We start from the raw sequence: 17,808 nt of genomic DNA, 5'->3' as shown, positions 1-17,808 counted from the left end.
TGCAGGCGGTTTATTTTATCCGTCAAATTTTAGAGATACTGGAGCATTTTGTGTCTGATATTTTCAGTGAAGTGGATGAAGAAGTCCGCAAAGACAAGTCAATGGAACTTTGGAACAGGTATGGCAAGTTTGTCATCGCCGGTTCAATCCTGGTCGTTGCGGCGACGGCAGCCACAGTTGGATGGAAAAATTACCAACAGTCTGAATCCCGAGCGCAGGGAAAACAGTTTGAAGATGCTTTGGCATTGATCGGCGAAAAGAAATTTGATGAGGCCTCTTCGGCATTTGCTGCTTTGGCGGAAACGGGCAGTGAAGGATATCAGGCATTGGCACTATTGCGGCAGGCTGACGCGTTGCTGAAGGCGGGTAAAGGCGATGAAGCCGTTGCTGTCTTTGATGCTATCGCAGCCAATGACGCACTTGCAGAAGAATTCCGGGGACTGGCTTCCATCAAAGCTGGTTTTTACCTGCTGGATAATGGAACCGCTGATGATGTTCGCCAGCGTGTTACAGATGCGAGTGCACCGGGGGGGATCTGGTCCGCATTGGCAAAAGAAATTCTGGCGCTGAATGACTTGAAAGCAGGGAAAATCGATGAAGCACGCCAACAATTTTCTGCGCTAAAAGAAGACGCGTCTGCTCCATCGGGGGTAAAGCAGCGGGCCGCAGAGTTACTGCTGGCCATAGAAAACAAATAACCTGACTGCATTGAGGGGTTCTGGCGTGAAGTTACATGTCCGTTATATGGGAAAAATTGCGCTGTTCGCCTGTTCGGCGGCATTGTTGACCGGTTGTTCGCTGCTACCCGATTGGCTGGGAGAGGCCGAGGCCCCACCGCTTCCGGGTGAAAGAATTTCAATTTTGGCGTTGGAGCAGTCGCTGGAACCTGATGAAGGGGTTGCTGATGTAACGGTGCGTCTGCCAGCACCATATGTAAATGCAAACTGGCCGCAAAATGGCGGTACGGCCAGCAACGTCATGCATCACTTGACGCTGGGGGATGATTTAAAAGAGGTCTGGCGCGCTGATATCGGCGAAGGCTCTGACGATGAAAGTCGGCTGCCGTCTACTCCGATTGTCGCTGAAGGCACTGTTTATGTGATGGATAGTGAAAGTCGTGTCCGAGCTTTTTCCCAGGAAACCGGTGAAAAACTCTGGGCTGTGAACTTGACCCCTCCTGAAGAGGAGGACGGTGTTGTCGGCGGCGGTCTTGCCGCAGAATATGGCCGTCTATTTGCCACCACTTCCTATGGCGAGGTGTTTTCTCTGGACCCTAAATCGGGTGGAATGTATTGGAAAGCTTCGATCGGTGCCCCTTTGCGTGCAGCACCGACAGCCGCTGAGGATTTGCTTTTTGTAACAACCTACGACAATCGTATTTTCGCCCTGAACGTTCTGACCGGTGAAACTGAATGGAGTTATGAAGGCGGTGTTGAAACAACCGGACTTTTAGGCGCGGCCAGCCCTGCGGTTGAAAAGGGAACAGTTGTTGTGCCTTTTTCATCGGGTGAGTTGTTCGCCTTGCGTGCTAACAATGGTGCACAAGCCTGGAGTGACCAACTCAAACGTAAGCGTCGTTTGAGTTCCCTGACGTCATTGGCGGATATTAATGCTTTTCCGGTGATTGATCGGGGGATGATTTTTGCCGCCAGTTATTCCGGCCAGATGGTCGGGATTGATCTTAGAACCGGTAACCGGAAATGGAGCCAGGAAATCTCTACCTTGCAGACCCCATGGGTTGCTGGAGATTTTGTCTATGTGATCTCGACAGACGGTGAACTGGTCTGCCTGTCGCGCAAAAACGGATTGATCCGCTGGGTACGATCTTTGGGTAAATTTGAAGATCCTGAAGAGAAAACAGGTCTAATTGTGTGGTCAGGACCCGTTTTAGCAAGTGATCGTTTGATTTTGGTCTCTAATTACGGTATTGCGGTGTCTGTTTCCCCCTATGACGGCAAAATTTTGGGGAAAGTTGAATTATCAGACACGGCTTCCTTGGCACCCGTCGTTGCGGGAGGCATGTTGTTTGTTCTAACGGATGATGCCCAATTAGTGGCATATCGCTAAGATAATCGATGTCATTTACAGTAGCTATTATTGGACGTCCCAATGTGGGCAAGTCCACTCTATTCAATCGTCTGGTCGGGAAACGCCTCGCCCTTGTTGATGATACGCCGGGCGTGACCCGCGATCGTCGCGAAGGGGAAGCCCGTATCGGTTCGCTTAAATTCAAAGTCATTGATACTGCCGGGCTGGAAGAAGCCTTCGACGATAGTCTGGAAGGGCGCATGCGTCGGCAAACTGAAATGGCCTTGGAAGAAGCAGATGTCGCATTAATGATATTTGATGCCCGCGCCGGCGTTACGCCAATGGATAAGCATTTTGCAGGTTGGCTGCGGAAAACAGAAAAACCTGTCATTTTGTGTGCCAATAAATGCGAAGGCCGCATTGCTGAAACGGAAATGATGGAAGCTTATTCGCTGGGCTTGGGTGATCCCATTGCATTGTCGGCAGAGCATGGCGAAGGCATCGGTGAATTGTTTGATGCGTTGCTTCCGTTTGAAGTTGAACAGGTTCCTGATGTTGCCGCAAAGGACCGTCCTTTGGCTTTGGCCATTGTTGGTCGGCCTAACGCGGGCAAATCGACGCTGGTCAATCATTTGATCGGCGAAGAACGGTTGCTGACCGGGCCGGAAGCGGGTGTCACACGGGATTCGATTTCTGTTGAATGGGAATTTGAAGGTCAAAAAATAAAGCTGGTGGATACCGCCGGTATTCGCCGCCGATCCCGGGTTCAAAAGAAGCTGGAAAAACTGTCCGTTGCGGACAGTCTGCGGGTTATAAAATTGGCAGAAGTTGTCGTTCTGGTGATTGACGCGGATGTATCCTTTGAAAAGCAGGACCTGACCATCGCTGCCCATGTGATTGAAGAGGGTCGCGGTCTGGTTGTTGCTGTTAATAAGTGGGATACCGTTCGGGATCGTAATGCCATGTTGCAACATATTCGCGACAAGTTGCAGATTTCATTGCCTCAGGTGAGAGGCGTTCCTGTTGTTACCCTGTCAGCGTTGACGGGACGCGGGCTTGAAAAGCTTTTGCCGCAGGTTATCCGGGTGTATGAACTCTGGAATAAGCGGATTTCGACGTCTCAGCTAAACCGTTGGCTGGAACATATGCTTGAGAAACATCCACCGCCGATGGCAAAGGGGCGTCGCCTGAAAGTCCGGTATATTACTCAGGTAAAATCGCGGCCGCCGACCTTCTCATTATTTATGTCGTCTCGCGGTGAGCTGCCGGAAAGCTATCTCAGATATCTGATCAACGGCTTACGTGAAGATTTTGATATGCCAGCGGTCCCCATTCGGATAGCGACACGAACGGGCAAAAATCCGTATGTGAAAGAATAGAAAAACAGGGCCTGATTAGGGCCCTGTTTTTTTTGTCTATTCAGATGTTTCAGCGGCCCCGTATATTTGTCACGGTCCAAACAAGCTTTTCTTCATTTACCTGCTCGCATTCCAGTCCCAGCATTTCACGGTGGGAACGGATGGCACCGATCCAGAGTTCTTTCCAACAGGACAAGACAAGGCTGCGTTCATCTCCACTCAGGCCTTTTACAATCCGAAGTCCTGTCTGTTCGAAACTGGTCGTTTCCTCCGTTTTGTGATTGGATATCGGCGTGATATCGTCACCCATACCGCTCATTATCTGCATAAGATAGTGGGTGGCGTCTGCCGCATTCCCGTCCACGGATTTCAGTGCGGCGGCAGTTTGTGCGTAATATTGCAAACCAATCAACCGGGCTGTGATACTCGCATGTTCTTTTGTTTCGTCATATCCAATGACCTTTACAAGTTCGCTCAGTCCGTTGCGGATATACTCCATCGCATAGTTTCTGTTCGCCTTTTCAAGTCGCTCAGCGGTCCAGTCGGAAGCAGGTGGTTGAGGCTGGTCCTCGGCCTTGAACGGAGGGGGCAGCTCGCCTTTTGAAAATTGCAAGCGCTCCTCTTCAGATAGATCATGGTCATATTCCTTGAAATAACCACAAAATCCGAACTCGCCAGTCATATCTTCGGAAACACAGACATATCCCAAGCGCGGGTTTTTAAGGCTTACGCCGTTATGGGCATACCAGCCGCGCAGAAAGCCCCGGCTGACGCCAATTGGAACACCACAGAGAGTCGGACCATCATACATCCATCGGGGGTACCGGAACCGCACCCACGCCTTTGTTTTACTTTCGGCCATATATTCAACAGGGACGCCACCGATGGAATTGGACAGGACATGGTATTTTGCGCAGGCAATCGCGTCTGGTTCATGGGACAGGCCCAGTTTTTCAAAGCTGCTTAGGAATTTGGATAGATGCTGCCGCCGAAACAGCTTGAACATCCACTCTTCCATGACCTCGGGTCCTTTATGGGTGGATATTCTAAGCTGTAGGCCCAGTAGATAGGCGTGGTGTATGGCAGCCTGAGCCCTAATTGGCTCAACAGTGGCTTGTGTCATCCTGTGTCCTTCCATTCCGTGGAACGTTATTTTTGAACACAGTTTAAGGCGCTATCGCCGGGAAGTCACGAAATCAACGTTGCGTTCTGGTTGAACTCTGATGATAGCGCATCAAGGAACAGATCTGTTTTCTGCTCTGGTGTTGGCAGGCTTGACTGGTCTTCTCCGGGAAAAGCAGACAGGCGCAATTTCGTTGCTGTAGGACCAGGATCAATCAGGTTGACCTTCAAATTGGTTTTGGCAACTTCGCCTGCATAGGTCAGGATCAGACTTTCAAGCGCGGCCTTGGAGGCTGCATAGCCACTCCAATATAATTTATGCTCTCTTGCGGCACTGGCGGTCACAAAAAGGGCCCGGCCGGCATCACTGGCCCGCAATAAAGGATCCAGCGCGCGCAGCAGGCGCCAGTTAGCATGCACGTTTAGTTTAAAAACATCTTCCCAAAGTTTAGGGGAATATTGCGGTGCCGGGGTCAACTTACCAAGGGTGCCGGCCGCAGCTACAAGTATATCCAGCTTCTTAAAACGCTCCAACAACGGGGCCGCTAGACCATCGATGGCGTCGGTTTCCAGAAGATCAAGCGGTACAAGCGTTGCACTTCCACCGGCGGACTGGATGGCGTCATCCACTTCTTCCAAGCCACCAACGGAGCGGGCAATCAGGATGACATGCGCTCCTTCAGCAGCAAGCGCTTTGGCAACGGCTGCGCCGATCCCGCGAGAGGCGCCCGTTACCAGGGCGGTCTTGTTCTCAAATCGTTTTGACATGGGGTTTCCTAGGATCTTTCGGCCAACCGTGTGAGTTCTTTGTCCGCGCCTGTGTCATGGTCTGTCAGGCTAATCGGGTAATCGCCAGAGAAGCAGGCGTCGCAATATTGAGGTTGCTCGTTATTCCGATGGGTTTCTCCCATCGCGACATAAAGACCATCCAAAGAGATAAAGCTGAGACTATCCGCACCGATGAAGTCGCACATCCCTTTGACATCATACTGCGCGGCCAGAAGTTTCTGGCGTGTGGGTGTATCCACACCATAGAAGCAGGAATTTGTTGTTGGTGGGCTGGCAATGCGCATATGAACTTCTGTTGCGCCTGCATCGCGCACCATTTGCACGATTTTCGTCGACGTCGTTCCGCGAACGATACTGTCATCCACCAGAATAACCCGCTTACCCTTGATCAGGGCACGGTTAGCGTTGTGTTTTAGTTTCACACCCAAGTGGCGGATCTGGTCTGTTGGTTCAATGAAGGTCCGGCCCACATAATGGTTCCGAATGATCCCCAGTTCAAAAGGGATACCTGATTGTTCGGCATATCCAATCGCGGCGGGGGTTCCGCTATCGGGGACTGGGATCACCAGATCGGCTTCAACCATATTTTCGGTTGCCAACTGACGGCCGATATCTTTGCGGACATCATAGACTGACCGATTTTCAACAACACTGTCCGGGCGCGCAAAGTAGATATGCTCAAAAATGCAAAAGCGGCGAGGGGGGGTGGTGAAGGGGGATAGACTGGTAAGTCCGTTTTCATCAATAACAATCACTTCGCCCGGTTCAACATCCCGAATGAAATCAGCACCAATGATATCAAGCGCACAGGTTTCTGAGGTCAGGATATAGGCATCGTCGATTTTACCCAGGACGAGGGGCCGAACGCCAAACGGATCGCGCATCCCCACCATTTTTTTACTGGTCTGTGCGACCAGCGAATAAGCACCTACAATCTTGTGCATAGCATCTACCATGCGATCAACAACTTTGATTTTCTTACTGTTGGCGATCAGATGAATGATGACTTCAGTGTCCATCGTGGACTGGAAAATACTACCCTCTGCAACCAATTGTTTGCGCAGGGTCGAGGCGTTGGTCAGATTTCCATTATGCGCGACTGCGATACCACCGTTGGCCAGATCTGCAAAAATAGGCTGTACATTGCGTAAGACTGTACCGCCTGTTGTTGCGTATCGGTTATGGCCGAGGGCGGCTGAACCGCTGAGGCTGTTGATAACATCTTCCGTTGAAAAGTTATCCCCCACTTTTCCCATAGCTTTGTGGCTATGAAAATGGGTTCCGTCATGTGAAACAATACCTGCGGCTTCCTGTCCGCGATGTTGAAGGGCGTGAAGGCCCAGCGCTGTTAAGGCACTGGCTTCTTCATGCCCGTAAATTCCAAACACACCACATTCTTCATGTAGTTTGTCGTCATCAAAAGGATTGCAAATGTTGCGAGGGGCGCTTTGCTGGGTCATTGCTTTACCTGAGTACCTTTAGTGAGATTTTCCATTTGTTGGCGGGATTTTGCATCATATCCCTTTTCCAGATTTTCAGCGGCATCCTTTATTTTGTTTTCCACATCTTCGCGGATCACTTTTGGGATGCTCTCATATTCTTTTTTAAGGCTTTTACCGGTCTCCGTACCGGTTTCCATGGCAATGCGAAGGTTCTTGCGCATATCAGCAGGTGTCAGTTCAGCAACAAACTCGCCACTGGCCTGAACAATAGGCAGCATCTTCGCATTGAGGATTTCTTTCGGTCTTCCGTCCGGAGGGATAAACTGAACAAAAAACAGCCAGGCAATACCAACGAGGATAATGGCACGGCCAATTCCGAAAAAGATGCCCAAGGATCGGTCCAGTGCGCCCAAAGAAGAGGCTTTCACCCGATCAGAAATCGCGTGGGTCAAATAGGAAAGCGTTACAAGGCTGATAATAAAGATCAGGGATCCGGTCAGTATGTCTGCAATTAACTGAATGGTGATATACTGATGCGCAAAAGGTTTCAGAATGGGGAAAAGATACAGAGTCACAAAGACCGCGCCGATCCATCCGGTAATTGATAGAATTTCTTTCACAAATCCCCGGGCAAACCCAAAAATGGCGGAGATAAGCAGAACAACAAGAATGCCTGCATCGGCTATGTTGATCGGCAATTCATCCATTACTTACTGTTACCTTTCTTACGCATTTACCGCAGCCTTTTCGCGCGTGAACAAGGAGACAATTTCTGAGAGATGTTCGACCTCAATTATCTTGATGGTCGGATCCTTGATCTTGCTTCCAAGTGGTATAATGGCTGCTTCAAACCCAAGTTTTGCGGCTTCTTTTAACCGCGCATCCGTTTGACCAACAGCTCGAATTTCTCCAGATAAGCCAATCTCACCAAAAATGATACTCTTTTCCGGTACCGGGATGTCAGAAATTGATGAAACCAAGGCTGCAGCCACCGCTAAATCAGCCGCGGGCTCATTGACCCGAAGACCACCAGCAACATTCAGATACACTTCATTTCCAGCCAAAGATAAACCACACCGGGCATCCAGCACCGCAAGAATCATCGCAAGGCGGCTTGAATCCCAGCCAACAACGGCCCGCCGTGGCGTTGCCTGTTGAGAGGGGGCAACAAGGCCCTGAATTTCAACAAGAAGGGGGCGTGTGCCTTCCATACCGGCAAATACCGAGGCGCCGCTGATATCTTTTTCCTGATTACTGATAAACAGAGCAGAAGGATTTGCAACTTCTTGCAGGCCCATATCGGTCATTTCAAAGACACCGATTTCATCCGTTGCCCCGAACCGGTTCTTTACGGCCCGAAGAATGCGGAACTGGTGTCCGCGATCACCCTCAAAATACAAGACCGTATCGACCATATGTTCAAGAACACGGGGACCGGCAATCTGCCCGTCTTTTGTCACATGGCCAACCAGCATAAGCGCACAGTTCAGTTTTTTGGCAAGCCGTATCAGTTCCTGAGAGCAGGCGCGAACCTGAGATACTGTGCCGGGTGCACTGTCCAGATTATCTGCATACATGGTTTGGATAGAATCAATAATAAGCAAGTCAGGCGGCGCCGATTTTTCTAAGCTGGTGACAATGTCCCTTAGCGAGTTCGCTGCGGCCAGTTGTACCGGGCTATCTGTCAGGCCCAATCGTTTGGCCCGCATGGAAATTTGTTGGGTGGCTTCCTCGCCGGAAATATATGTGCAGGTATAGCCTCGTTTGGCCATAAGGCCGACGGCTTGCAATAAGATGGTTGATTTACCGATCCCGGGGTCACCGCCAATCAGAATGGAGGAGCCGGGTACAAAGCCCCCGCCCAGAACCCGATCCAGTTCGTTTAAACCGCAAAAGTGACGTTTGTAATCAGACTTTTCTGCATCAAGGGTCGTAAATTCGAGTTGTCGCCCTTTTCCGGAAGACAGGCCTTTTGGTACGACCTGCTTTCCACTATCTTCAACGATGGAGTTCCATTCACTGCAGGAATCACATTTCCCTTGCCATTTACGGTAACTGGCGCCGCAGGATTGGCATGAAAAATGTTCGGTTGATTTGGCCATTTTTACCTGTCTGTCAGGGTTTCAGGATATCGAGTTCGATGGGGCCGTTTATATCCCCTTTGACGAATTGTTCAACATATGGGTTTCCACAGGTTTCGATTTCGTTTGCAGGTCCGACCCAGACAACGTTTCCTTTATAAAGAAGAGCGATCCGATCGGCAATTTTTTGTGCACTCTCCATGTCATGAGAGATGGTCAGGGTAGAGGCGCCCAATTCGCGGGTACAATCGCGGATCAGGTTGTCAATCACATCGCCCATGATCGGGTCGAGGCCAGTTGTTGGTTCATCAAAGAATATGATCTCCGGGTTGGTTGCAATGGCTCTTGCTAGTCCAACACGCTTTTGCATGCCAATGGATAAACTGGCGGGATTTTGAGAGGCAATGTCAGGGCCAAGACCAACGAGCGCCAGTTTCTCATAAGCGATCTTTTTCGCTTTTTTTCTGTCCATGCCTTGTGCCTGAATAAGGCCAAAAGCGACATTTTCCCAAACGGGAAGGCTGTCAAACAGGGCGGCATATTGAAAAAGCATTCCTGTTTTTCGAAGCGTTTTTTCGCGTTCCGCTACAGACAGGCCAACCACTTGCTGCCCGTCAATCAGGATTTCCCCGCTATCGGGTTCCAGCAGGCCCAGAATGCATTTCAGCATGACCGATTTTCCGGTTCCTGATCCGCCAATAACAACAAGGGATTCCCCCTCGTGGATATCGATAGACAAATTCTTCAGAACAACTTTCTTGCCAAAAGATTTGCAGACATTTTTAAGACTGATCTTGGGGGTTTTTGTCATGGATCATTAGTCCAGTAACAGGACAGTTAGGAAATAGTCACTGATGAGGATCAGAATAAAGGAAGAGACAACTGCATTTGTTGTCGCGCGTCCCACACCCTGTGCACCTCCTGTGGAGTTAAATCCGTGATAGCAGCCCATTATGGTAACGATGAAACCAAAGACTGACGCTTTGATCAACCCGGAGATCACATCCCGGGCTTCCAGAAAATCAAAGGTATTCTTGATGTAGGAACTTGGATTGAAACCGAGGGATTCTGTGGCGACGAGATACCCGCCTGAAACACCAATGATATCACCAATTAAAACCAGTATTGGCAGCGTGATAACGCCCGCCAGCACTCGAGGTGCTACCAGATATCGGTAGGGGTTAGTCGACAACGTCACCAAGGCATCAATCTGTTCGGTTACCCGCATTGTTCCGATCTCAGCGGCAATTGCTGCACCCACACGGCCGGCAACCATAAGGCCACTTAAGACGGGGGCCAACTCTCGGGTAAGGCCAATAACCACGATGGTCGCAACAGCACTTTCTGCATTAAACCGGGACGAGCCCACATAGATCTGCAAGGCGAGAACCATCCCGGTAAATAAGGCGGTCATTCCAACAACGGGCAATGAATAGTAGCCGATATTCATGAGCTGTCTAAGAAACAACCGCATGTAAAACGGGGGGAGAAAGATGTTTTTTACGCTTTGAAATGTAAAGAGGGTAAGATGTCCAACCGCAGCCATAAAGCCCAAACTAACGCGGCCAATGGCGGCCAGAAAATTCCATTCCATTTAGTCAAACCTTATTGGACAGCATTTATATACCGTCGATGACTTCGATGTCCCAGTGCTGTCAGGAGTTCGTATGAAATCGTGCCTGCCTGTGTCGCAAGTTCATCCAGATCAATCGCCCCACCGATCAAGCTGACTAACGTACCACGCTGACATTTATCTTCACTCAAACCTGTCACATCAATGGAGATCATATCCATTGAAACACGACCGATAACCGAAACTTTGTTATTTTCAATTGCGCATTCTCCGACGTCGCCCAAAGCCCGAAAATAGCCATCCGCATATCCCACGGAAACGGTTGCTACCCTCGCATTCTCCTTGCAACGCCAAGTGGCACCATAGCCAACGGCATTTTTACTGTCAACGTCATGAACCTGCAGCACTTTCCCCTGAAGGTGAATTACCTGCTTCATCGGGTTTTTCTGGCCGGGAACCGGGTTGCCACCATAAAGGGCAATGCCGGGCCGTAGGAGATCAAACTGGAAGTCAGGGCCCAGAAAAATTCCGCAGGAATTTGTAAAGGATACCGGGACGTCGTGCAAAGCCGGAGGCAGGAGCGCCCTCAACCGGTGAAGCTCTGACAGCTGAAAGTCGTTATGAGGATGCTCCGGTGTATCAGCGCAGGCGAGGTGGGAGATTATGTACCTTATCTCCAAACCGTCTAACCAATGAGGGTTACTATTAAGTTCTTCTATATCGCTTTGCAGTAACCCCAGGCGGGTGATGCCCGTGTCCAGATGGATCATTGCGGAAAGGGGACCATGCTCTTCGGTTGCCTTGGACCATCTTTTTATTTCATCAAGGCAATTCAGGACAGGGGTTATGCGCTCATCAATATAGATATTCTCTGCACCGTCAAATAAGCCGCCAAGGACAAAAATCTCGGCTGCCGGCAGATACTTTCTGAGGCGAACTGCTTCTGACGGAAGGGCAACAAAGAACTTACGGCACCCTGCGGCGTCGAGTGACAGACTGACTTCTTTTAATCCCAGCCCATAGGCATCGGCCTTAACAACAGCCGCACATTCCGCCACTTCTGATTGGCTGGAAAGAATACGATAATTTTCTTGTAGGGCGCCAAGATCTACCGTGAGGTAAGACCCTGCAAGAAAGGGATCCATTAGTGATGCTCCGGTAAATATTGATCCACAGCCAAATCGCCAAACCGCGTGAATTCGGGCTGGAACTGCAATTTGACGATCCCGATAGGGCCATGACGTTGCTTACCAATGATCACTTCCGCCATGTTGTGGACGCGTTGCATTCGTTCCTGCCATTCCAGATGTTCAGGGGTCCCTTCACTCGGCTCTTTTCGGCCTTCGTAATATTCTTCACGATACACAAACATAACAACGTCCGCGTCCTGCTCAATCGAACCTGACTCGCGCAAGTCAGAAAGCTGGGGGCGTTTGTCTTCCCGGTTTTCAACCTGACGACTAAGCTGAGACAGGGCAATGACCGGAATGTCCAGTTCCTTCGCGACCGCCTTCAGTCCTTGTGTGACCTCTGAAATCTCTTGAACACGGCTGTCGGATCGGCCGGAGCCCTTCATCAATTGAAGGTAGTCCACAACAATTAAGCCAAGTCCATGACTTCTTTTCAGTCGGCGCGCTCGCGTTCTAAGCGCGGCAATGGAAATGGCCGGGGTATCATCGATATAGAGAGGGCATTCAGATAATAGTGCACTTTGCGGCACAAGCTTGTTGGCAAACTCTTCATCCGTCAGCTCGCCGCGGCGCAGTTTCTCCGAGCTGATCTCCGTAGCTTCCGCTAGAATACGGCCGACAAGCTGCTCTGCGGACATCTCCAGGGAGAAGAAGCCGACAGGCGCCCCTTCGGCACCCCCGGTGTCCCTGTACGCCTTCGCGGCATTGTAGGCGATGTTGGTAGCAAGTGAGGTTTTACCCATCGACGGACGTCCCGCCAGAATAAGCAAATCTGATTTATGTAACCCGCCCAGTTTGCCGTCCATGTCCCGAAGGCCTGTTGTTACCCCGACAAGGTTACCATCCCGTTGGAAGGCTTCTTCAATTGATTTGACGGCGTGGCCAACAGCCACTTTGATTGGGGTGAGGGCCCCTTCATGGCTTCCTGTTTCAGCAAGTGCAAATAGTTGTTTCTCAGCATTTTCAATCTGGATGGTGGCTGTATCGCTGAGAGACGCTTCAAAGGCTGTATTGACGATCTCTTCGCCCAGATCGATCAATTCGCGGCGCATTGCCAAATCATAAATGATTTTACCGTAGTTTTCCGCGTTGATGATTGTCGTTGCTGAGGCCGCTAGTTTTGCCAGATATTGGGCCCCGCCAATATCGGACAGGGCCTGGTCATTTTCAAAATACGATTTGAGGGTGACCGGGTCGGCAATTTCACCCCGTTCGATCAGTATGGTTGCGGCGTCGTAGATACGGGAATGCACAGGTTCGTGAAAATGTTCAGCTTTTAAAAAACCGCTCACTTTCGCTGCCGCTTCGTTATTAACAAGGATCGCACCGAGCAAATCTCGTTCTGCGTCTGAGTTATTGGGAAGCTTTCGATAGGCAGGTGACGCGGAATTTCCGTCGGCGTCCTGATCCGGAGTGTAAACTGTATTTTCCATGACGGCAGACTACCACATTTCTTTGAGGCAGGTCATTGTCATCTTCAGATCATTTTTTTAATTATGTGGATAACAGTTATTCACAGCCTGTGAATAATGTGGAAAACCAAAGTACATGCTCTTTAAAGCAAAAAAAAACGGCGCCAACAACGTGGCACCGTTTTTTAATAATGTTGATTTCAACGATTATGAATCGTCTTCGTCTTCATGTTCGTGCTCAGCTGTTGATTCAAAAACATCTGAGACAGCTTCGTCACGGCTGTTGAGGGCCGCTTCCGCTGCTTCTTCAACAGATTCGCCACGGGCCTGAATTTCTGCTTCTTCCTGTGAACGCGCGATGTTCACAGTAACTGAAACAGTCACTTCAGGGTGCAGGCGAATGCGTACTTCGTGCAGACCTAAAGTTTTCAGAACCTTGTCCATGATGACCTGTTTACGGTCAACAGTGAAACCGGCTTCAGAAACAGAACGTGCGATGTCCTGTGTGCTGACTGAACCATAAAGCTGCTGGCTTTCACTCGCTGCGCGGATCAGAATAACTGTTTCGCCGTCAAGTTTGTCACCAACCGCAGACGCTTCTTCTTTGCGCTTCAGGTTGTCAGCTTCGAGCTGAGCCCGCTGCTTTTCAAAAATTTCAAGATTACTCTTGTTGGCACGAAGGGCTTTCCCTTGTGGCAACAGGAAGTTACGAGCGTAGCCGTTCTTTACATTAACGACATCACCCATTTGGCCGAGCTTTTCAACACGCTCCAGCAATACAATTTCCATCAGTCTTCCTCCTGATCGGGAGCCGCGGGTAAGCGACTTCTGAATCCAATCCAACTATCAACCAGCCCTAGCAAGGCAATTACTAAAGCCGGCCAGAACATTAAAATCACAATCAGATATACCGCCGTCAAAACCAACGACCGGTAACTCCAACTTACAGATACCTTATGGATCACAGCCATCCCTTGAAGGAAAAAGGCGATTTCCAGTGCTACAATGATCGCTCCCAGAAATGGATTTATCTGCTCAAGCACGAAGCTTAGAACAAGTCCCAGAATCGCGATAATCGCCATCCAGAGAGGTAACATAAATCCGGAAAATTCCGGGGTAGGGCGTACGTTCTTTTTAAATCGAACAAGAATACCTTGTGCAAGGCTTCCGCTGAGCAAAAGAACAACGCCCCAAATGGGACCAAAGAACTGCGGCATGAGCCAAACCAGTTCTTCCGCCGTCATAACGACCTTTAGACCACTCTGTTTATGAACTTGTTCCAGCATCAATTCACAAAGGCGAATAACGGCTGTGCGAAGTTCATCATCCATGTACAGCAAAATAAGCGCCATACTGGAAAGAGCGATGCAAACCAAAACCCAGCAGACCATAAGGTTTGAAGCCGGGTACCAGTTTACTTTACTTTCATCCTCACGCCATAAAAGCGCCTGTCGTACAAGAAAAACGATAGGCAGGCCGCAAGTCAGAACATAGGTAACACCGAATATCGGGTTTATGACAATCGCGGCGAAGACAACTGCGGTCAATACCGAGATCGAAACATTTGCCAGACCAAACCCTAATCCTGAAAGGAACAAAGGTAAGGTAGACAAGGTCATCAGGGCCAATGTCTGAAAAGCGTTCGCCGACCCAACCGGGTTATTCGCACCGGGTACCGTAAGGTAGAGGATGCAAATACTGGCAATGCCAAATACGACGCTAAAACTGAGATCCCTGATCATAAATCCTTCAATCCGAAAAGTGTGATCCTTTCGGAGGTACCTATTTTACAACAAACGGCAGCAACGCGAGGTTGCGGGCCCGTTTAATTGCAGTTGCCAATTCACGTTGTTTCTTGGCTGAAACAGCAGTGATTCGGCTTGGCATGATTTTACCACGTTCGGAAACAAAGCGCTGAAGCAGCTTTACATCTTTGTAATCGATCTTTGGTGCACCTTCACCTGAAAATGGGCAGGTTTTACGGCGGCGGAAAAATGGACGACGTGCATCAGACATTATTCTTCCCCTTCTGCAGCAGTTTCAGTTGTTTCAGTGGTCGCTTCTTCAGTTGCGGCCTCTACTTTAGGTGCTTCTTCATCATCACGATCGCGGCGTGAGCGTTGGCTCTTGCTTTGCATCATGATAGAATCACCGTCTTCCAATTCGTCGACACGCAGTGTCATGTGACGCAGAACGTCTTCGTTCAGAAGAAGATTCCGTTCCATTTCCTTAACGGCAGGAATAGGAGCGTCAAGATTTAGAAGAACATAATGGCCTTTGCGGTTTTTCTTTACTTTGTAAGCCAGGTTCCGAAGACCCCAGTTTTCTACTTTAGCAACTTTTCCGCCGCCTTCAGTGATGAAGTTGGACATTTCGTCTGTCAGAGTTTCTACCTGTTGGGTAGAGATATCCTGACGAGCAATAAATACTGTCTCGTAAAGAGGCATTGTTAAAAGCTCCTTATGGCTTATAAAAATCTGGTATTCACACAATTGCGAACAGGACAGATGTAGCCGACCTCCGCCGGCAAGGAGTTATTGAGGCCGCGGACTATACAGATTTGGGCAGTTTAATCAAGTAGGCTTGACAGGAAAAACTGAAGTAATATGACTGTCACATAAGACTCTCAATAAAATCGGATCAAATATTTATGAAACGTGCATTTGTTTTCCCGGGTCAGGGTAGCCAAACAGTCGGTATGGGCCAAGAGCTCGCAGCCGCTTTTCCCGTCGCCGCGCAGGTCTTTGAAGAGGTCGATGACGCTCTGGGACAGAAACTGACAAAGTTGATGTATGAAGGGCCAATGGAAGATTTGACCCTGACAGAAAATACCCAACCAGCGTTGATGGCGGTCAGTGTTGCTGTGGCCCGCGTTCTGGAAAGTGAAGGGAAATTCAAACTAAGCGATATTTCCGAATTCGTAGCCGGACATTCGCTGGGAGAATACTCCGCGCTGACGGCTGTCGGTTCATTACAGCTTGCGGATACAGCACGGCTTTTGAAAATCAGAGGCCGGGCGATGCAGCAGGCTGTCCCCGTTGGTGTTGGCGCTATGGCCGCGTTGCTTGGGATGGATATTGGTCCTGTTGAGGAACTGGTCAAGGAAGCTGCGGAAGCGAGTGAGGGCGACGGGGTTTGCGTTGCGGCAAATGACAATGCTGACGGACAGGTTGTTTTGAGCGGAAACAAGGAAGCCGTCGAATGCGCCATCGAGCTTGCGAAGGAAAAAGGGGTTCGCAAGGCAATGTTGTTGCCTGTAAGTGCCCCGTTCCATTGTCCGCTGATGCAACCCGCTGCGGATGCTATGGTGGAGGCGCTGGCATCTGTCACCATCGCACCACCAACTGTGCCGCTGGTTGCGAATGTCACGGCTGATCAGGTCAGTGATCCTGAAATCATTCGCAAACTTCTTGTCGAGCAGGTTACGGGTCGGGTTCGTTGGCGCGAGTCTGTTCTGTATATGGGGAATCAGGAAATTGAACAATTGGTTGAAGTTGGTACCGGTAAGGTGCTGACGGCAATGGTTCGTCGTATCAATAAGGCGATGACAGGAACTGCTGTGCAGTCACCTGCTGATATTGAGGCCTTTTTACAAACCCTTTAAAAGACAATCAGGGACTTGGGAGAAATAGATGTTTGACCTTAGTGGGAAATGTGCGCTGGTTACGGGTGCATCGGGCGGTTTAGGCGCCGCGATTGCGCGTGATTTGCATGCCGCGGGCGCAGTTGTGGCTCTTTCAGGACGTCGCAAGGAAGCGTTGCAGGAAGTTGCGGATCAGCTGGGTGACCGTGTGCATGTAGTTCCGTGTGACCTGGGAGACATGGGCGCCGTTGACAGCCTTATCAAGGATGCAGAAGCGGCGATGGGGCAGGTGGATATCCTGGTCAACAATGCCGGCCTTACCAAAGACGGTCTTGCCATGCGAATGAAGGATGAAGACTGGGACAGCGTCCTTGATGTCAACCTCAAAGCGGCGTTCAAGCTGTCTAAAAACTGTTTGCGCGGAATGATGAAGCGGCGCAATGGCCGCATTATCGGTATTACATCCATTGTTGGCGTAACCGGGAATCCCGGACAAATGAACTATGCCGCGTCGAAAGCAGGCATGATCGGAATGTCAAAATCGCTGGCACAGGAAGTCGCTGCGCGGGGGATCACGGTAAATTGTGTGGCACCTGGTTTTATCGAAACAGCCATGACTGATGAATTATCTGATGATCAGAAATCCAATTTGCTGGGTGTCGTTCCTATTGGGAGACTGGGAGATCCGAAGGATATTTCCGCAGCAGTCCTGTATTTAGCGTCTGATGAAGCCGCGTATGTTACAGGCCAGACAATCCATGTGAACGGTGGCATGGCCATGATTTGAACAAAATCCGCTTTTATCTGATGCGTCAGAAAAAAGCGGATGATGACAGGTTTTCTTTGCATTAACTGTAAAGTATGTTAGGAACGCCGACAAAATTACATGACCTCTTGTTGCTTGTTTTTTTCGCATACTGGGGGTAATGAAGACTATTAACTATTTGCCGGAATATCTGAGGATTTACTAATGAGTGATACAGCCGCACGCGTAAATGCAATCGTAATCGAACACTTGGGCGTTGAAGAAGCCAAAGTTACTGAAACAGCAAGCTTCATTGATGATCTTGGCGCAGACAGCCTGGACACAGTTGAGCTGGTTATGGCTTTCGAAGAAGAGTTCGGTATCGAAATTCCTGATGATGCAGCAGAAAACATCAAAACAGTGAAGGACGCTATTTCCTTTATTGATGCGGCTCTCTAAGTCGATAGAGTGTTGAAACTGGTTTA

The 17,808-nt window shown here is 49.7% G+C and carries 19 protein-coding genes; 6 read left to right on the top strand and 13 right to left on the bottom strand.

Annotated features, from left to right (window positions below):
• The 3 genes from ACJAYR_RS08115 to der form a co-directional block, all read left to right on the top strand.
• Positions 1 to 698 (top strand): tetratricopeptide repeat protein (locus ACJAYR_RS08115; RefSeq protein WP_415236132.1); only part of this gene is annotated, 698 nt, incomplete at its 5' end.
• Positions 699 to 723: 25 nt separating this feature from the next.
• Complete coding sequence (locus tag ACJAYR_RS08110; protein ID WP_415236131.1) at positions 724 to 2,067, top strand: PQQ-binding-like beta-propeller repeat protein; 1,344 nt, start codon at positions 724 to 726, stop codon at positions 2,065 to 2,067.
• A gap of 8 nt (positions 2,068 to 2,075) precedes the next feature.
• Complete coding sequence (gene der, locus ACJAYR_RS08105) at positions 2,076 to 3,407, top strand: ribosome biogenesis GTPase Der (RefSeq protein WP_415236130.1); 1,332 nt, start codon at positions 2,076 to 2,078, stop codon at positions 3,405 to 3,407.
• 49 nt (positions 3,408 to 3,456) lie between these two features.
• Here the strand turns inward: der and ACJAYR_RS08100 are convergent, their stop codons facing one another.
• The 13 genes from ACJAYR_RS08100 to rpsF all read right to left on the bottom strand — a co-directional run bounded on the left by ACJAYR_RS08100 (position 3,457) and on the right by rpsF (position 15,442).
• A complete protein-coding gene (locus ACJAYR_RS08100) occupies positions 3,457 to 4,509 on the bottom strand; it encodes a hypothetical protein (protein WP_415236129.1) in 1,053 nt (350 codons plus the stop codon).
• 65 nt (positions 4,510 to 4,574) lie between these two features.
• Positions 4,575 to 5,276 carry an SDR family NAD(P)-dependent oxidoreductase gene (locus ACJAYR_RS08095; protein ID WP_415236128.1) on the bottom strand — a complete coding sequence of 234 codons (702 nt, stop codon included), beginning with the start codon at positions 5,274 to 5,276 and terminating at the stop codon, positions 4,575 to 4,577.
• 8 nt (positions 5,277 to 5,284) lie between these two features.
• Positions 5,285 to 6,757, bottom strand: coding sequence for an amidophosphoribosyltransferase (gene purF / locus ACJAYR_RS08090; RefSeq protein WP_415236127.1), 1,473 nt, complete (start codon positions 6,755 to 6,757; stop codon positions 5,285 to 5,287).
• Entirely contained in the window at positions 6,754 to 7,446 is a 693-nt protein-coding gene (locus tag ACJAYR_RS08085) for a CvpA family protein (protein ID WP_415236126.1), read from the bottom strand. The genes purF and ACJAYR_RS08085 overlap by 4 nt, the downstream gene beginning before the upstream one ends.
• 18 nt (positions 7,447 to 7,464) lie before the next feature.
• A complete protein-coding gene (gene radA, locus ACJAYR_RS08080) occupies positions 7,465 to 8,841 on the bottom strand; it encodes a DNA repair protein RadA (RefSeq protein ID WP_415236125.1) in 1,377 nt (458 codons plus the stop codon).
• Positions 8,842 to 8,854: 13 nt separating this feature from the next.
• Complete coding sequence (locus ACJAYR_RS08075; protein ID WP_415236124.1) at positions 8,855 to 9,631, bottom strand: ABC transporter ATP-binding protein; 777 nt, start codon at positions 9,629 to 9,631, stop codon at positions 8,855 to 8,857.
• A gap of 6 nt (positions 9,632 to 9,637) precedes the next feature.
• Complete coding sequence (locus ACJAYR_RS08070; protein WP_169544939.1) at positions 9,638 to 10,414, bottom strand: MlaE family ABC transporter permease; 777 nt, start codon at positions 10,412 to 10,414, stop codon at positions 9,638 to 9,640.
• Between the two features lie 11 nt (positions 10,415 to 10,425).
• Positions 10,426 to 11,538, bottom strand: coding sequence for an alanine racemase (gene alr / locus ACJAYR_RS08065; protein ID WP_415236123.1), 1,113 nt, complete (start codon positions 11,536 to 11,538; stop codon positions 10,426 to 10,428).
• Entirely contained in the window at positions 11,538 to 13,016 is a 1,479-nt protein-coding gene (locus ACJAYR_RS08060) for a replicative DNA helicase (protein WP_169544941.1), read from the bottom strand. Before ACJAYR_RS08060 ends, alr begins: the two co-directional genes overlap by 1 nt.
• 186 nt (positions 13,017 to 13,202) lie before the next feature.
• The gene (gene rplI, locus ACJAYR_RS08055; RefSeq protein WP_415236122.1) at positions 13,203 to 13,784 is read right to left on the bottom strand and encodes a 50S ribosomal protein L9; all 582 of its coding nucleotides are present in this window, start codon (positions 13,782 to 13,784) and stop codon (positions 13,203 to 13,205) included.
• Positions 13,784 to 14,737 carry a DUF2232 domain-containing protein gene (locus tag ACJAYR_RS08050; protein ID WP_169544943.1) on the bottom strand — a complete coding sequence of 318 codons (954 nt, stop codon included), beginning with the start codon at positions 14,735 to 14,737 and terminating at the stop codon, positions 13,784 to 13,786. The genes rplI and ACJAYR_RS08050 overlap by 1 nt, the downstream gene beginning before the upstream one ends.
• 40 nt (positions 14,738 to 14,777) lie before the next feature.
• Complete coding sequence (gene rpsR, locus ACJAYR_RS08045) at positions 14,778 to 15,011, bottom strand: 30S ribosomal protein S18 (protein ID WP_169544944.1); 234 nt, start codon at positions 15,009 to 15,011, stop codon at positions 14,778 to 14,780.
• On the bottom strand, positions 15,011 to 15,442 hold the full coding sequence (gene rpsF, locus ACJAYR_RS08040; protein WP_169544945.1) for a 30S ribosomal protein S6: 432 nt from the start codon (positions 15,440 to 15,442) through the stop codon (positions 15,011 to 15,013). Before rpsF ends, rpsR begins: the two co-directional genes overlap by 1 nt.
• Positions 15,443 to 15,645: 203 nt before the next feature.
• On the opposite strand from rpsF, the gene fabD reads away from it, so the two are divergent.
• The 3 genes from fabD to ACJAYR_RS08025 all read left to right on the top strand — a co-directional run bounded on the left by fabD (position 15,646) and on the right by ACJAYR_RS08025 (position 17,782).
• The gene (gene fabD / locus ACJAYR_RS08035; protein WP_415236121.1) at positions 15,646 to 16,599 is read left to right on the top strand and encodes an ACP S-malonyltransferase; all 954 of its coding nucleotides are present in this window, start codon (positions 15,646 to 15,648) and stop codon (positions 16,597 to 16,599) included.
• 28 nt (positions 16,600 to 16,627) lie between these two features.
• Complete coding sequence (fabG, locus tag ACJAYR_RS08030) at positions 16,628 to 17,365, top strand: 3-oxoacyl-[acyl-carrier-protein] reductase (RefSeq protein ID WP_415236120.1); 738 nt, start codon at positions 16,628 to 16,630, stop codon at positions 17,363 to 17,365.
• 183 nt (positions 17,366 to 17,548) lie between these two features.
• Positions 17,549 to 17,782, top strand: coding sequence for an acyl carrier protein (locus ACJAYR_RS08025; RefSeq protein ID WP_169544948.1), 234 nt, complete (start codon positions 17,549 to 17,551; stop codon positions 17,780 to 17,782).
• The last annotated feature ends 26 nt before the right edge of the window (positions 17,783 to 17,808 follow it).

Origin of the sequence: Sneathiella sp., assembly GCF_047631475.1 — a bacterium.
In the GTDB taxonomy this organism is placed as follows: Bacteria; Pseudomonadota; Alphaproteobacteria; order Sneathiellales; family Sneathiellaceae; genus Sneathiella.
This window is presented reverse-complemented; position numbering and strand designations above follow the sequence as displayed.

Excerpts from the sequence above, each read along its gene's own strand:
- der (WP_415236130.1), top strand. The coding sequence starts at position 2,076 with ATGTCATTTACAGTAGCTATTATTGGACGTCCCAATGTGGGCAAGTCC.
- ACJAYR_RS08100 (WP_415236129.1), bottom strand. The coding sequence starts at position 4,509 with ATGACACAAGCCACTGTTGAGCCAATTAGGGCTCAGGCTGCCATACAC.
- rpsR (WP_169544944.1), bottom strand. The coding sequence starts at position 15,011 with ATGTCTGATGCACGTCGTCCATTTTTCCGCCGCCGTAAAACCTGCCCA.
- radA (WP_415236125.1), bottom strand. The coding sequence starts at position 8,841 with ATGGCCAAATCAACCGAACATTTTTCATGCCAATCCTGCGGCGCCAGT.
- fabD (WP_415236121.1), top strand. The coding sequence starts at position 15,646 with ATGAAACGTGCATTTGTTTTCCCGGGTCAGGGTAGCCAAACAGTCGGT.
- fabG (WP_415236120.1), top strand. The coding sequence starts at position 16,628 with ATGTTTGACCTTAGTGGGAAATGTGCGCTGGTTACGGGTGCATCGGGC.
- ACJAYR_RS08050 (WP_169544943.1), bottom strand. The coding sequence starts at position 14,737 with ATGATCAGGGATCTCAGTTTTAGCGTCGTATTTGGCATTGCCAGTATT.
- ACJAYR_RS08075 (WP_415236124.1), bottom strand. The coding sequence starts at position 9,631 with ATGACAAAAACCCCCAAGATCAGTCTTAAAAATGTCTGCAAATCTTTT.
- ACJAYR_RS08070 (WP_169544939.1), bottom strand. The coding sequence starts at position 10,414 with ATGGAATGGAATTTTCTGGCCGCCATTGGCCGCGTTAGTTTGGGCTTT.
- ACJAYR_RS08025 (WP_169544948.1), top strand. The coding sequence starts at position 17,549 with ATGAGTGATACAGCCGCACGCGTAAATGCAATCGTAATCGAACACTTG.
- rpsF (WP_169544945.1), bottom strand. The coding sequence starts at position 15,442 with ATGCCTCTTTACGAGACAGTATTTATTGCTCGTCAGGATATCTCTACC.
- ACJAYR_RS08060 (WP_169544941.1), bottom strand. The coding sequence starts at position 13,016 with ATGGAAAATACAGTTTACACTCCGGATCAGGACGCCGACGGAAATTCC.
- ACJAYR_RS08095 (WP_415236128.1), bottom strand. The coding sequence starts at position 5,276 with ATGTCAAAACGATTTGAGAACAAGACCGCCCTGGTAACGGGCGCCTCT.
- rplI (WP_415236122.1), bottom strand. The coding sequence starts at position 13,784 with ATGGAAATTGTATTGCTGGAGCGTGTTGAAAAGCTCGGCCAAATGGGT.
- ACJAYR_RS08085 (WP_415236126.1), bottom strand. The coding sequence starts at position 7,446 with ATGGATGAATTGCCGATCAACATAGCCGATGCAGGCATTCTTGTTGTT.
- alr (WP_415236123.1), bottom strand. The coding sequence starts at position 11,538 with ATGGATCCCTTTCTTGCAGGGTCTTACCTCACGGTAGATCTTGGCGCC.
- purF (WP_415236127.1), bottom strand. The coding sequence starts at position 6,757 with ATGACCCAGCAAAGCGCCCCTCGCAACATTTGCAATCCTTTTGATGAC.